Origin of the sequence: Micromonospora sp. L31, from assembly GCF_052068075.1 — a bacterium.
Taxonomy (GTDB): Bacteria; Actinomycetota; Actinomycetes; order Mycobacteriales; family Micromonosporaceae; genus Micromonospora; species Micromonospora purpureochromogenes.
Window position 1 is genome coordinate 501,665 of record NZ_JBQHDC010000006.1, and the last position, 12,094, is coordinate 513,758.

At 69.1% G+C, this 12,094-nt stretch carries 13 protein-coding genes and 2 pseudogenes; 4 read left to right on the plus strand and 11 right to left on the minus strand.

Going from position 1 to position 12,094, the window contains the following annotated elements; translation table 11 throughout:
• Positions 1-126: 126 nt before the first annotated feature.
• From ACTMS9_RS19765 to ACTMS9_RS19775, 3 genes are all read right to left on the minus strand, one after another.
• Entirely contained in the window at positions 127-933 is an 807-nt protein-coding gene (locus tag ACTMS9_RS19765; RefSeq protein ID WP_441144736.1) for an ABC transporter ATP-binding protein, read from the minus strand.
• Complete coding sequence (gene ntrB / locus ACTMS9_RS19770; RefSeq protein WP_441165649.1) at positions 930-1,724, minus strand: nitrate ABC transporter permease; 795 nt, start codon at positions 1,722-1,724, stop codon at positions 930-932. The genes ACTMS9_RS19765 and ntrB overlap by 4 nt, the downstream gene beginning before the upstream one ends.
• Positions 1,725-1,930: 206 nt before the next feature.
• Positions 1,931-3,175, minus strand: coding sequence for a CmpA/NrtA family ABC transporter substrate-binding protein (locus ACTMS9_RS19775; RefSeq protein ID WP_441165650.1), 1,245 nt, complete (start codon positions 3,173-3,175; stop codon positions 1,931-1,933).
• Between the two features lie 263 nt (positions 3,176-3,438).
• Here ACTMS9_RS19775 and ACTMS9_RS19780 point away from each other — a divergent pair, with 263 nt between their 5' ends.
• Positions 3,439-4,512 carry a uroporphyrinogen-III synthase gene (locus tag ACTMS9_RS19780; RefSeq protein ID WP_441165651.1) on the plus strand — a complete coding sequence of 358 codons (1,074 nt, stop codon included), beginning with the start codon at positions 3,439-3,441 and terminating at the stop codon, positions 4,510-4,512.
• Positions 4,513-4,543: 31 nt separating this feature from the next.
• Here the strand turns inward: ACTMS9_RS19780 and ACTMS9_RS19785 are convergent.
• From ACTMS9_RS19785 to amcA (ACTMS9_RS19810), 6 genes and pseudogenes are all read right to left on the minus strand, one after another.
• Positions 4,544-4,713, minus strand: a pseudogene (locus ACTMS9_RS19785) (cyclophane-forming radical SAM peptide maturase AmcB); the annotation flags it as partial.
• A 286-nt stretch (positions 4,714-4,999) separates the two neighbouring features.
• Positions 5,000-5,686 (minus strand): pentapeptide repeat-containing protein, encoded by a 687-nt coding sequence (locus ACTMS9_RS19790; protein ID WP_441165670.1) that lies wholly within the window; start codon positions 5,684-5,686, stop codon positions 5,000-5,002.
• A gap of 73 nt (positions 5,687-5,759) precedes the next feature.
• Complete coding sequence (gene amcA / locus ACTMS9_RS19795) at positions 5,760-5,942, minus strand: multiple cyclophane-containing RiPP AmcA (protein ID WP_441165652.1); 183 nt, start codon at positions 5,940-5,942, stop codon at positions 5,760-5,762.
• Positions 5,939-6,738: pseudogene (locus ACTMS9_RS19800) on the minus strand (hypothetical protein). Before ACTMS9_RS19800 ends, amcA (ACTMS9_RS19795) begins: the two are co-directional and overlap by 4 nt.
• Entirely contained in the window at positions 6,735-7,067 is a 333-nt protein-coding gene (locus ACTMS9_RS19805; protein ID WP_441165653.1) for a hypothetical protein, read from the minus strand. Before ACTMS9_RS19805 ends, ACTMS9_RS19800 begins: the two are co-directional and overlap by 4 nt.
• Positions 7,064-7,228 (minus strand): multiple cyclophane-containing RiPP AmcA, encoded by a 165-nt coding sequence (gene amcA, locus ACTMS9_RS19810; protein WP_441165654.1) that lies wholly within the window; start codon positions 7,226-7,228, stop codon positions 7,064-7,066. The genes ACTMS9_RS19805 and amcA (ACTMS9_RS19810) overlap by 4 nt, the downstream gene beginning before the upstream one ends.
• A gap of 381 nt (positions 7,229-7,609) precedes the next feature.
• Here amcA (ACTMS9_RS19810) and ACTMS9_RS19815 point away from each other — a divergent pair, with 381 nt between their 5' ends.
• Both ACTMS9_RS19815 and ACTMS9_RS19820 read left to right on the plus strand, forming a co-directional pair.
• Positions 7,610-8,953 carry a hypothetical protein gene (locus ACTMS9_RS19815; RefSeq protein ID WP_441165655.1) on the plus strand — a complete coding sequence of 448 codons (1,344 nt, stop codon included), beginning with the start codon at positions 7,610-7,612 and terminating at the stop codon, positions 8,951-8,953.
• Positions 8,950-9,525: a flavoprotein gene (locus ACTMS9_RS19820; protein ID WP_441165656.1), complete on the plus strand. Its 576-nt coding sequence runs from the start codon at positions 8,950-8,952 to the stop codon at positions 9,523-9,525. Before ACTMS9_RS19815 ends, ACTMS9_RS19820 begins: the two co-directional genes overlap by 4 nt.
• Positions 9,526-9,812: 287 nt before the next feature.
• On the opposite strand, the gene ACTMS9_RS19825 is transcribed toward ACTMS9_RS19820, so the two are convergent.
• Together ACTMS9_RS19825 and ACTMS9_RS19830 are read right to left on the minus strand one after the other, a co-directional pair.
• On the minus strand, positions 9,813-10,040 hold the full coding sequence (locus ACTMS9_RS19825; RefSeq protein ID WP_441165657.1) for a hypothetical protein: 228 nt from the start codon (positions 10,038-10,040) through the stop codon (positions 9,813-9,815).
• A gap of 557 nt (positions 10,041-10,597) precedes the next feature.
• Positions 10,598-11,389 (minus strand): class I SAM-dependent methyltransferase, encoded by a 792-nt coding sequence (locus ACTMS9_RS19830; protein WP_441165658.1) that lies wholly within the window; start codon positions 11,387-11,389, stop codon positions 10,598-10,600.
• 47 nt (positions 11,390-11,436) lie between these two features.
• Between ACTMS9_RS19830 and ACTMS9_RS19835 the strand changes: the two genes are divergently transcribed.
• Positions 11,437-12,003: a helix-turn-helix domain-containing protein gene (locus tag ACTMS9_RS19835; RefSeq protein ID WP_441144762.1), complete on the plus strand. Its 567-nt coding sequence runs from the start codon at positions 11,437-11,439 to the stop codon at positions 12,001-12,003.
• Positions 12,004-12,094 lie beyond the last annotated feature (91 nt).

Genomic DNA, 12,094 nt, shown 5'->3' on the forward strand with positions numbered 1-12,094 from the left:
TGGTTGACGACCGGGATCGACGTGGGCGGCGATGATGCGCCGATGGGACGTGGGAGCCGGACCTTGGATTCTCACGGCGTGTTCCCGCAAGCCTCCAAGATCCGGCCGAGGCGTCGTCGGTTGCGCTCAGGCCACCGCAGCCTCGACGGGCTCCACGTCGTTGTCCGCGATGAGGAGATCCACGAGTTGCTTCTGGATGCCGTCGTACGCGGGATGGTGCACGACAGTCGTACGGTTGCGTGGCCGGGGAATCGGTACGTCGATGGTGGTGCGCACCGACGGGTAGGGCAGGTTGGCCATCACCACGATCCGGTCCGCAAGCAGGATCGCCTCGTCCAGACCGTGCGTCACCATCAACACGGTCTCGGTCTCCGACTCGCTGTCCCACAGGTCGACGAGTTGCTGCTGCAGCCGGGAGCGGGTCAGCGCGTCCAGGGCGCCGAACGGCTCGTCGAGCAACAGTGTTCGGGGCGCAACCGCGAACGCCCGGGCCACCGCCGCACGCTGGGCCATGCCGCCGGAGACCTGCCCCGGCCGCTTGTTGCGGTGCTCCCACAGCGATACCGCGGTCAGGTACCGCTCGACCATCTCGTCGACCCGGGCCCGCTTCCAGTCCGGGCGGGACTCCTGCACCGCAACCCGGACGTTCTGCCGCAGGCTCAGCCACGGCAGCAGCGAGTAGTTCTGGAACACCATCGCGCGGTCGGGCCCCGGCCCGGTGACCGGCTGCCCGTCGATCCGCACCGTGCCGCTGTCCGCAGTGACCAGCCCGCCGACGATGTTGAGCAGGGTCGACTTTCCGCAGCCGGAGTGCCCGATGAAGGAGACGAACTCGCCGGTGTCGATGGTCAGGTCGACGCCGCGCAGCACCTCCTGGGGCGCGTGCCCCCGGCGCCGGAACGATTTGCGGACGCCGTTGATGGCGATGGTCATCCGTGTACCTCCTCAGGAGTGACCCACCGGGAGAGCATGAGCAGGATCGTGTCGAGGACGAGCCCGACCACACCGATGAGCACGATTGCCGCGACCACCTTGTCGAGTTCCAGGGCGTTGTACGAGTTCCAGACGAAGTAACCGATGCCGGAGTTGCCCTGGAGCATCTCGACCGCGACGATGACCATCCAGCCGATGCCCATGGACAGCCGCAGGCCGGTGATGATGGAGGGCAGCGCGTTGGGTATCAGCACGTGCCACAGGTACGCCAGCGGTCGGAACTTGAAGACCAGTGCCACGTTGCGCTGGTCGCGGGGGATGGAACCGGCACCCGCCGCGGTGTTGATCAGAGTGGGCCACAGCGCGGTGATGAAGATGACGATGACCGCCGACTGTGCCGGTTCCTCGACGATGTAGAGCCAGATCGGGAACCAGGCCAGTGGCGACACCGGACGGAGCACCTGCACGAGCGGGTTGAGCGCGGACCAGACGGGTCGGACCGCGCCCATGATCAGCCCGAGCGCGATGCCGACCAGCGCGGCCAGACCGAATCCCAGGAACACCCGCCTCAGCGAGACGTACAGGTGCAGACCGATGCCCTTGTCGTTGGTGGTGTTGAAGAACGGTCGGCTGAGCAGGTCGCCGAGGGTCCGGGCGCTGTCGAGCGGACCCGGCACCGCGGTTGAGCCAAGGGTCGCGAACTGCCACAGCGCCACGAACACCGCGAGACCGACCACGGCCCAGAGGGCGGCCACCACGAAGCTGGCCAGTCGACTGCCCCACGCGGTCAACCAGGAGGGTGTCGCCGGGCCACGGTGGCCGGCAACGTCGATGTCTGCGGTCGGGGGCGCCGACCGCGATCCGTTTCCGGCGGCTGGCGTCGCCGGCGCGCCGATTCCCTCGCCTGCCCCATCGGCCGGGGCGACTGACGTCAGCGTGGGACCACTCGAGTCGTTCGCGGCCGGCGCGACGGCGCTCGGTGTTGCGTCGCCCGAGGTCATGGCCGCCTGGCCTCGTCCGCGACGTTCTTCGGGTCAAACATGATGTTGTCCAATTTGATGTGGAAGGGTGCCATGTCGTCGTCCGGAATCTTGATGCCCTCGGCGGCGGCGACCTTCGCATAAAGGTCGTGCAGGATGAGTTCGTCGGCGAGCTTGGCGTAGTCCGGAGTTTCCTTGACGAGGCCGAAGCGCTGGTACTGGGCAAGGAACCAGTACACATGGGAGCGTCGCGGGAGCGACGTCTCGCCGTCCCGGAAGAACATCATCTGATCGCCGGTGTAGGTCTTGGCGCCGAGGCCGGCGCCGAGGTCGTACTGGCCGAGCAGTCGGCCCTTGATGTTGGCGGCCGGCGCGTTGACGTAGCCCACCGGCGCCAGCATGTCGGCCAGCTTGTCGCGGTTGGCGAGGTCGTCCAGCCACCTGGCGGCCTTGAGCGTGGCCTTCATGATGTCGGCCAACGTGTCCTGGTCATTGGTGAGCTTGGCACCCACCACCAGCGCCTTCTCCGGGTGGTGCTGCCAGATGTCCTGAGTGGTGATGTGGGTGAACCCGATGTCCTTCTGAACCGCCACCGCACCCCACGGCTCGCCCACGCAGTACCCGTCCTGGTTGTTGGCGGCCATGTTGGACACCATCTGCGGTGGCGGAACCGCCGAGACCTGGATGTTGGAGGTGTCGGCCTTGGTGGCCTTGAGCCAGTAGCGCAGCCATGTGTCGTGGGTGCCGCCCGGGAAGGTCATGGCCAGCTTGGGCTTCTCCTTCTCGAGGAGCTCCTTCGCCGCACCGAGGTCACCGTAACCGGCACCGGCGTACGCCTTCTTCAGCGTGATGGCCTGGCCGTTGTTGTTCAGCACCATGGCGATCTTGAGGTCGGTCGTGCCGGCCTTTCCGCCGATGCCCATCGCGACCGACAGCGGCATGCTGAACAGGACGTGCCCGCCGTCGATCTCGCCGCTCAGGAGGTTGTCCCGGGTCGCCGGCCACGATGCCTGCTTGATCAGTTCGACGTCCAGGCCACGCTCGGCGAAGTAGCCGAGCTGCTTGGCCGCGATCAATGGCGCGCAGTCGGTGAGCGCGATGAATCCGAGTTTGACCTTGCGCAGGTTCTTACCGCCAGCGCCGGCGGCCTGGCCGGGGTTTTCATCGACAGCGCACGCGGTCAGGATGCTACCGGCAGCCGCCACGGCGGCAGCAGATCCGGTGAGGCGAAGAAAGCCGCGGCGGTTCAGGGAGGTGGTCATGGCCCGAGACCGTAGGGTCGCCGGAAATCATGGGCATTGCCGAGCCATCAACTCCACGTGAGGCGAGGTGCACAAGGCATTTGTTGCGCCGCGGTTAATGAATCCGACGAGCGGATGTGTCGGAGACATCATGCCACGAAGAGCTTCGATGGGAGAAACGGCTCACCACTTGCTGTACGGCCGGCAACGTACCAGAAACGCACCGCCCCCAGACTCCCCGCATGACGTCGACCGGAGCTGGCCCGACGTTGACAGGATATACGGTGGTCGTTACCGACAGCGGCCTGCAACATGTCGCGGCGCTGCTACGTCAGCACGGGGCGGTGATCGTTGACCTACCGGTGTTGCGTACCGTGCCCGGCTACCGGGACGCGAGATTGCGCATCGCCACCCGGCGGCTCATCCAGGCTCCGGTCGATCATGTCCTCGCCACCACCGCGGCGGGATGGACACGGTGGCTGTCCGCGGCGGCAGCATGGGGACTGGCGGATCCGCTCCGGTCCGGGCTCAGCTCCGCGAGCATCCTGTCGATGAACGAGTCGGTCAGCGCCTCACTGGTGGAGACCGGCTTCACCCACGACTGGGTGTCGTCGACCGGCGACCTCGGCGAGGCGGTGACCTGGCTGCTCGGCCGCGACCCGGTGAGCCGCCGGGTCGCGGTGACGACCGACGACGCGCTGCCGGCGCGATCGGTCGACAGACTCCGCACGCACGGCATCGAGGTGATGGTCGTGCCGACCCGTGGCTCGGCTCGACCAGTCGGCCTGGCACCGCTGAACCGGCTCGCACAGATGGTCATCCAGCGCGAGGTGCACGCGGTCACGTTCGCCACCGCCGCCGGAGCGAGCGCGCTGGTCGACTTCACGACCCGGGCCGGTCGCGGGTACCTGCTGCTGCGTGCGCTGGCGACGGACGTCGCGGTCGCGACCGCCCACGCGGAGTCGGCCTCGTTCTTCCGCTCCCGGGACATACCGGTCTCCTGGGCGGCCGACGGCAGCTCCGACGAACTCGCCCGGCACCTCGTGGAGGTCCTGGTGGCGCGCCGCCGGCAGTTCCATGCCCGCGGTCATCGCTTCACCGTGCAGGGCAATGCCGTGCTGGTCAACGGTACGACTATCCGGCTCGGGTCGCGGCCGGCGACCGTCATGCGCTCCCTCGCCGACTACCCGGGTCACACGCTGTCCCGCAGCACCATCGAACGGTTCGTACCCATGTCCCACCGCGGCGGAAGCTTCGGCGCCGACCAGGCCGTATGGCGCCTGCGGGCGGAGCTCGGAGAATACGGCTGGCTCGTGGCCACCGACATCGGCCGGGGCTACCGCCTCATCGTGGACTGAGCGCGGTCCGTCCATTGCCGAGATCTGGAACGGCGCACGCCTGCGCGACCGCATTGCTCATGAGGCGGCGGGACCTGCGGTCGGGCAGGTAGCAGTAGCTGCAGTCGAGGTTGCAGAAGCTGGTGGGGGCTGCATGACCAGGGTGTGGAAGCTACCGGCGATCGCCGGATGGCCGGTAGCACTGGTAAGAGCAGATACCAGCGGTGCGCATCCCGCGACGCTGCCCGTCACGGACACGCACCACCATGCTGGCGAAGGCGGCATTCACGACTTCGACTCGGACGGCGACGTTGATCCCCCGGTTGGCTCGGCGGGTCACCGCGGCGATTACCACGATCGGACGCGGCGGCGTCTACCTCGAGGACGGAGCCGCGCTCCCGACCAGGTAGACGGCCTCATGAGCCGTGGACGGTGTCTGCGACCGACGGGGACCACTCGCTCGGTCTCGCGGCTGCTATCTCAATCAAAGCCGCAGCCGGTAGCGGCGTCAGCGGTCGTGGCCGCGCGCCGCATCGGCGCGGACGTCGATGCTCAGGGCATCGACGGCCATCCGGGTCAGCTCGGGAAGCTGGTCCTCGGTGAGGGCGACGCCCTGCAAATTGTCCAGTGGTGCCGCGAAGGCGTGCAGCCGGCTGCCCCGCAGATCGGCACCGTCGAGACGGCAGGAGTCCAGTTCCAAATCGCTCAGGTCGCACGACCGCAATGCGACACCGGAGAGCCGGCAGAATGACCAGGTGCCCTGGACGAGGGTGCAGTCGGTGAAGGCCACCGAACCGGCGGCGCTGACGCGGTTCAGGGTGGCGTAGTCGAACCGGCAGTTGTCGAACAGGACATCCTTCAGGCGAACGTCGATGAGTCGGCTCCCGGTGAATCGGGAGCCGGTGACCCAGCACCGCTCGATGCCGACGCCGGTGAGGGCCGCCCCGGACAGGTCCGTCCGGACGATCTCGCAGCCGTAGAGTGCGCCGCCCTCCCAGTTGATCTCACCGAGATCCGCTCCGGTAACCCGGCAGCCTCGGATGCTCCAGTCGGCGATCTGTTGACCTCGCCAGGAGACGTTCTCCACGAGGCCGTCGCGGAGGTCGCTGTCGGGTAGGTCGGTGACCTGGTCGAGGTCTTCCGGGTCGAGGTCGGGCAGGAGGATCGTCACGTCGCCCACGGTGGTCGTACGCATGTCTTTCCAACCTGTTCGGGCGCGGGGCGGGCACGCCACCCCGCGCGTCGACTCGAGCCGCCGGTCGGACGGGCTACTTCTTCTTGTTCCAGTTGTCCCGGCCGGGGCGGCTGTCAAACTTCCCCTTGTTGTCCCAGGTGGGGCGGTTGTCGAACTTGGCCGCGTCGATCGACGCTACCGCGTGCTCCGGGTCGACGCCGAGGAGGGCGAGGCGGTCCGGCGAGGCGCCGAGAAGCGCGGCGAGGGCGTTGGTCATGACGGTCCTCCTTGAGGGGTGAGGTGATCCGCGGCGGCGCGGATCAGGGCTTGCCGGGTCGTGCGGCAGTAAGCGGTCTCCCGGGCGGTGAAGGTGCCGTGTTCGAAGTAGCGGTTGCCGGCCTGGGCGCTCCGGCAGAAGTCGTAGAACGTGCAGCGGTCCGCACAATCGTTGAGCGCCGTCACGAACTCGCTGACGTATCGCAGCTCTTGAGCGCGGGCGAGCATGCCGCCGATCGGCTCGCGAAGGACGTTGCCCGCAATGAAGTCGGCGTACTGCGGGCTTGTGATGCCGAGCAGTTCCGGTGACAGCAGGACCACCTGACCGTCGTGGGCGACTGTGGGGATCGGTTCGTACGGGCCTGGTCGGTGAGACCGGCGCGGGTGGCGCCGAGGTAGTCGGCCAAGCGATCCAGGTCGCGGATCCGGAGTGGATCGCCGGCGAGCCGGTGCCGGACGAGTCGGCACCAGAACCGGTACGCGGCTTCCTCCGGCACCGGCGTGCGGGCGGCGCCTTCCTGCTCCTCGATGTTGAAACCCACCGACTCGCAGCCCGGCAGGGCGGTGAAGAACTCGACGAGGTCGTCGGCGTGGCCGATGGTTTCGGGTGTGACGACGCGCGCGCAGGCGGTCGCAACCGGGACGGACATGAGCTGGCGGGAGCGCCGGTCGGGTAGGTAGCAGTAGCTGCAGTCCAAGTTGCAGAAGCTGGTGGGCTGCAGGAACAGAGTGTGGAAGGCCCCGACAATGGCCTGCTGTCCTGTCGTGGCGATGATGCCGATGTCCCGGACGGTCATGTCTCCTCCGGTATCTGCGGTTCGGTGGCGGCCGGGCGGCTGCGGTGCCGGGCCGGCCAGCCGAGGAATCTGTCGAACATGTCCCTGACGTCGCCCGTGGTTCGCGGGTTGAGTCGGTGCAGGTCGTCGATGGCCTCGTGCAGGCAGCCGGACAGGTAGAGCAGCAGGTTGAGCCGGCTGTCCTGGTAGCTGGCCAGGAGAGCGAGCTTGGCCCGTCCGCACGGCCAGGGCTGCCCGCAGGCCCTGCACAGCCAGAGCGGACGCAGCGGCAGATGCTCCGACGGCATCTTCGGGTCAGCCTCAGCGGCAGATGGGCCGTCGCCGTTCATCGACGGTCGCTCTCCCGCGCCTGCCGCTCGAACACGATCCGCCAGACGTGCGTCAGCAGCGGCGGATCGGTGGAGCCCGGCCGTGCCAACGCCGGAGCCGCCGCTGCGCGGTCTGCCGTCAGCTCGCCAGTCGCGGCGTACCGCGACACGTACACCGTCATAGCCGGCCCCCGGCCGGCGCCGGCCGTCGGCCGGCGGCTGGGAGCAGACCGCCGGTCACCCGCCCACGCAGCCCTGCTGGCGGTACGCGAACGGGGAGTCATCCGTGCGGTCGACGGAGTGCCCGGCGCGAGCACTTGCCGGTGCGTCGGGTCGCGTTCCGACCTGTCGCCGATCGGCACGTCCATCTTGATCTCCCTGCCGTGAGGTTGCCGCTGGCCCACCGGCGCACCGCTGTGGGCCGGCGCGTCGGCACATCCAGGCTGGCTTGGGCGGTGGCCGGACGGAATGTCTCGCCGGTGCACCCGCAGTGCACCTGCCGTCACCCCACGTGCGGCTACCATCACCTCCACCGATGACTGTCCGTTCCGGAAGGAGGTGCGATGGCTGCGGTGACGACCTGGACCGGCCAGGACGCGAACGCGCTCCGGAATGCGTTGCGGATGAGCGTGACCGCCTTCGCCGAGCACCTCGGCGCGGCGCGGCGGACCGTGGCCAAGTGGAGCAGCCAGGGCGACAAGGTGCTCCCCCGCGCGGACATGCAAGCCGCGCTGGACACCGTGCTGGCCCGAGCCACACCTGAGGTACGGGAACGCTTCGAGGCGCTGCGTGCGGTTGGCACCAGCGGTGCAGCTGTGGGTGCCGCGCGGCCGGATGCCGGCGCGCATGCGGATACTGGCGATGACGGAGACGGTGACTCGGGCTCGGGCTCGGGGGGTGACGTGAGACGGAGAGACCTTCTACGCGGGGCGGCGATCGGCGTCGCTGCCGCGCCCAACGTCGCTCCGCTGCTCGACGCGTTCTTCTCGCCCGCGCACTCGGACGGTGCGGCTCTCTCCTTCCCGCAGTTCTCCCGGTCCGTCGCCTCCGCCAAGGTCGACTATCAGGCATGCCGGTACGAGCGCGTACTCGACCGGCTTGTGACGCTGCTGCCGTCCCTCGAACCGGTGAAGTCCGGCGCGGAGGGCGATCAGCGGCCACGGGTCGAGGTCCTGGCCGCCGACCTGTACCACGTCGTTGGCAGCGTCCTGCTGAAGGTGGGCGATCGCGGGATGGCCCTGGTAGCGGCCGAGAGAAGCACCAGGGCCGCTGCCATGAGCCAGGACCCGGTGGCGATCGCCGCGAGCGCCCGGATCATGACCCATGCGCTCATGGGCAACGGCCACGACGCCCAGGCGGTGACCCTCGCTGGGAATGCTGCCGACTCGCTCGACCGGGACACCCGCCTCGCGTCGACCGATGCGGTGGCCGTCTACGGCGCCCTCGTCCTTCGAGGGGCCATCGCCGCCGCCCGCCGAGACGACCGGGACACCGCACACGCGATGCTCGATGAGGCACCCCGCGCTGCAACCCGCCTCGGCTACGACGGCAACGACCGGTGGACCGGCTTCGGCGCCACCAACGTCCTGCTGCACCGGGTCAACATCGCGCTGACCCTCGGCGACGCCGGAACGGCCATCGCGATCGCCCGCAAGGTGCCGCTTGAGAAAGTGACGCTGGCTGAGCGCAAGGCGTCCCTGTTCGTTGACGTGGCACGCGCCTACACCCAGTGGGGCCGCTACGAGCAAGGCCTCAGCGCGCTGCGCACCGCGTACGAGGTGGCACCGGAAGAGATCCGCTGCCGACCAGCGGTCCAGCGCACCGCTAGCGACCTCGCCATGCTCGCCAACGGCTTCGTCCGCACTGCCGCTGTCGGCTTCGCCCACGACGCCGGGATCCGGTTGTGACCGCCGGTCACCTCCAAGTCGTCGTCTGCGGCGCCGGGCCCGCCACCGACGTACTCCAACTGGCCCAGGTCGCGGGCGCACGTGGCTGGACGGTGGCCGTCACCGCGACCCCCAGCGCCCTGGATTTCATCGATCCGACCGCGATCGAGGCAGCAACGGGCAGTCCCATCCGGTCCAGCTACCAGTCATCACCCGGCGCTCGCCGGTCGCTTCCTCCCGCCGACGCGCTGGTCGTCGCGCCCGCCACCTACAACTCGATCAGCAAGATCGCCCTCGGCCTGGCCGACAACTACGCCATGACCTCCGTCGCCGAACTCATCGGACGGCAGGTACCGACCGTCATCGTCCCCTTCGTCAACGCCGCCCTCGCCGCACGGGCGCCCTTTCAACGCGCGGTGGCGGCCCTACGCGACGAGCGGATACGCGTCGTGCTGGGCTCCGAGGACGGATGGGATCCGCACCAGCCCGGCGGCGGCAACGAGCGGCAGAAAGTCTTTCCCTGGGCGGTGGCGTTCGAGACAGCAACCCAGCTTGCCAAGGAAGCTCGATCGGCCGTTCCCGGCCACCCCTGACCTCGATCGAGTCAGCCACCGTGTCACGCCGCACCCATCCAGCTGCCCGCGAAGAGATGAACCGGATCGCTGTCATTGACTGCGGCGGCAGCGGCAAATTCACCCTCGCCCGGCAGGTCGCGGCGCTCCTCGGCCACCCGCTGACCCGCCTCGACGCCGTTTACTACGACGACTTTGAAACCGGGGGTGTGCCCCCTCGACGTCCCGAAGCGAGCGCGATGAACGCCGGCTCTCGTTCCGCACCAGTTCTAAAGTCGATCAAAATAAGCGGGCGCCTATGGGACGCTCTACGGGACTTCCTCTTCGGTCGAGTAGACCTCCGGCATCTGGTGTTCGGCGCCCTTGTTCCACTGGTGCCGCTGGGCGGCGTACTCCGCGTCCAGGGAAATGAGCCAACCGCCAGGACCGCGAGAGTGGGCGCCGCACGAGCAGCGCCAGTGGTAGAGCGTCCGAGTATTGCTGCCGGTGCGGTCAGACGCGGCGCCACTGAGCGCCCGCAGAATCTTCTCGATCATGGGTGGCCTCCCGTTGCCGCGCCAGCAGGAGTCTAGGTCCCACGGGCTCGGACCAGTCCCATGCGCTAACCGAAGAGCCGACTACGGAAGCCACAGAACCGGCATAACGCGTTCAAGCAAGATCGGCCCGCCCCCAACGCTAGGCCACCCGGAAACCACCGACAGCCGCGACCCCGTCCACCCGGCCACCCCATACCTGGCCGCCACCGAACGGCGTCCCCGAACACCCGCCGCGTCCAACCGGCGTCGACCCGGTCCGACGGCTCCGGAGCACCCACAGAGCGACCCACCCACCACCGACGTACCCGAAAAAGGCCCCGGCCCGGTGTGAACCACCAGGTCAGGGCCTTGATCGTTGGTGCGCCGCCAGGGACTCGAACCCGGAACCCGCAGATTAAGAGGACCCTCGCTCGGTGGCGGCCATCGTGTGTGACCTGCTACGGAGCCCCGTGCTGGTCTTGCTCCCCGTGCCGCTTTTGCATTGCCGTTGGGGTCGTACGGGGGTCAGGGACTCCTTGACCCCAGGCAACGATCAGACCGCCCCGTAGGCGGCCTAGCTAGGTGGGGCGACGGGCCAGCCAGACCGTACGCTCCGCGCGCACCGTGAAGTCGGTGCGGTGCGGAAGGTCGGCGGCCAGCTGCTCCAGGGCGGCCAGGTCCTCGGCCGGGAGGCGGTCCTCCAGGCCGTGGCGGATGCGGCCCAGCGAGATCTCCGCGTAGCGGCCGGTCGCGGCGGGCAGCGGCGGCCGCAGGACGAGGTCGAAGTGGCGCTCCGCCTCGACGGTGTAGCCCGCGCCGGCCAGCCGCTCGCCCCACGCCTCGCCCATGTGCAGGCCGTGTTCGAGGCGCTTGGCGGCGAGCAGGGCCTGGCACCGCTCCTCCAGCGCGGCGCCGGCCGGGTCGTCCAGGAAGCGCGGGAACGAGTCGAGTTCGACCACGGCGAACAGGCCGCCGGGGCGGGTCAGCTCGTACGCCCGGGCCAGCGCCCTGTCCGGGTCACCGATGTGGTGCAGGGACGCGGATGCCCAGATCAGGTCGGCCGGCTCGAGCTGCGGCCAGGGCTGGTCCAGATCCGCGCCTACGGTCCGGATCCGGTCCCCCAGGCCCTCCTCGTCCGCCTTGTGCCGCAGGTGCGCGAGCATCTCCTCGTCGACATCGACGGCGGTGATCCGGGCGGCGGGCAGGTGGCGGGCCAGCGATCGGCTGCCGACGCCCGTGCCCGCGCCGAGGTCGACGATGTGCGGCCGGTCCGGCAGCTGTGCGCCGACCCAGCCGATCAGTTCCGCGTAATACTCGTGCAGGACGGCGGCGTCGAGTTCGAGCATCTCGCCCAGGTGCGTGTGTGCCATGCGCCGACCGTACGCCGGTCATGCGCCGTTGGCATAAGGTCTTGCGTATGAAGCAAGACGGAGATCTGGACGCCCTCGTCCGGCAGCGCATCCGCGGATTGCGGACGGCCCGCGGGTGGTCGCTGGACGAGCTGGCGGCGCGCAGCTATCTGAGCCCGTCCACGCTGAGCCGAATCGAGACCGGCCACCGGCGCATCGCGCTCGACCAGCTCACCCCGATCGCCCGGGCGCTGGGCATCACGCTGGACCAGCTGGTCGAGGCGGGCGGGGACGACGACGTGGTGATCCGGCCACACCACGAGCCGGAGCGGGGCATCACCACGTGGCTGCTGTCCCAGGGCGACGCCGCGCCCCGGATGACGGTCGCCAAGCTGCGGATCACCCGGCCGATCCCGGCGGATCTGCGGGTGCACCCGGGGCGCGACTGGTTCACCGTGCTCTCCGGGACCGTGGTGTTGCAACTCGGCGAGCGGACCATCCGGGTCGAGGCGGGCGAGGCTGCCGAGTTCTCCACGATGGTGCCGCACGCGTTCGGCGCGGACCGCGGACCGGCCGAGGTGCTGTGCATCCTCGACCACGACGGCGAGCGCACCCACCTCGGCCCGGCGCGCTGACCGGAGCATTGGCTTAAGAGCCCCTAACAAAATGATGTTGGGCGTGTCCTCGGGACGTGATGATCGTTCACTCTGGATGTGAGGAGGGGTG

Coding starts and splice junctions, on each gene's coding strand:
- ACTMS9_RS19765 (WP_441144736.1), bottom strand. CDS start 933: ATGACCATCGCCATCAACGGCGTCCGCAAATCGTTCCGGCGCCGGGGG.
- ACTMS9_RS19775 (WP_441165650.1), bottom strand. CDS start 3,175: ATGACCACCTCCCTGAACCGCCGCGGCTTTCTTCGCCTCACCGGATCT.
- ACTMS9_RS19790 (WP_441165670.1), bottom strand. CDS start 5,686: ATGCGTACGACCACCGTGGGCGACGTGACGATCCTCCTGCCCGACCTC.
- amcA (WP_441165652.1), bottom strand. CDS start 5,942: ATGACCAACGCCCTCGCCGCGCTTCTCGGCGCCTCGCCGGACCGCCTC.
- ACTMS9_RS19805 (WP_441165653.1), bottom strand. CDS start 7,067: ATGAACGGCGACGGCCCATCTGCCGCTGAGGCTGACCCGAAGATGCCG.
- amcA (WP_441165654.1), bottom strand. CDS start 7,228: ATGACGGTGTACGTGTCGCGGTACGCCGCGACTGGCGAGCTGACGGCA.
- ACTMS9_RS19815 (WP_441165655.1), top strand. CDS start 7,610: ATGGCTGCGGTGACGACCTGGACCGGCCAGGACGCGAACGCGCTCCGG.
- ACTMS9_RS19825 (WP_441165657.1), bottom strand. CDS start 10,040: ATGATCGAGAAGATTCTGCGGGCGCTCAGTGGCGCCGCGTCTGACCGC.
- ACTMS9_RS19830 (WP_441165658.1), bottom strand. CDS start 11,389: ATGGCACACACGCACCTGGGCGAGATGCTCGAACTCGACGCCGCCGTC.
- ACTMS9_RS19835 (WP_441144762.1), top strand. CDS start 11,437: ATGAAGCAAGACGGAGATCTGGACGCCCTCGTCCGGCAGCGCATCCGC.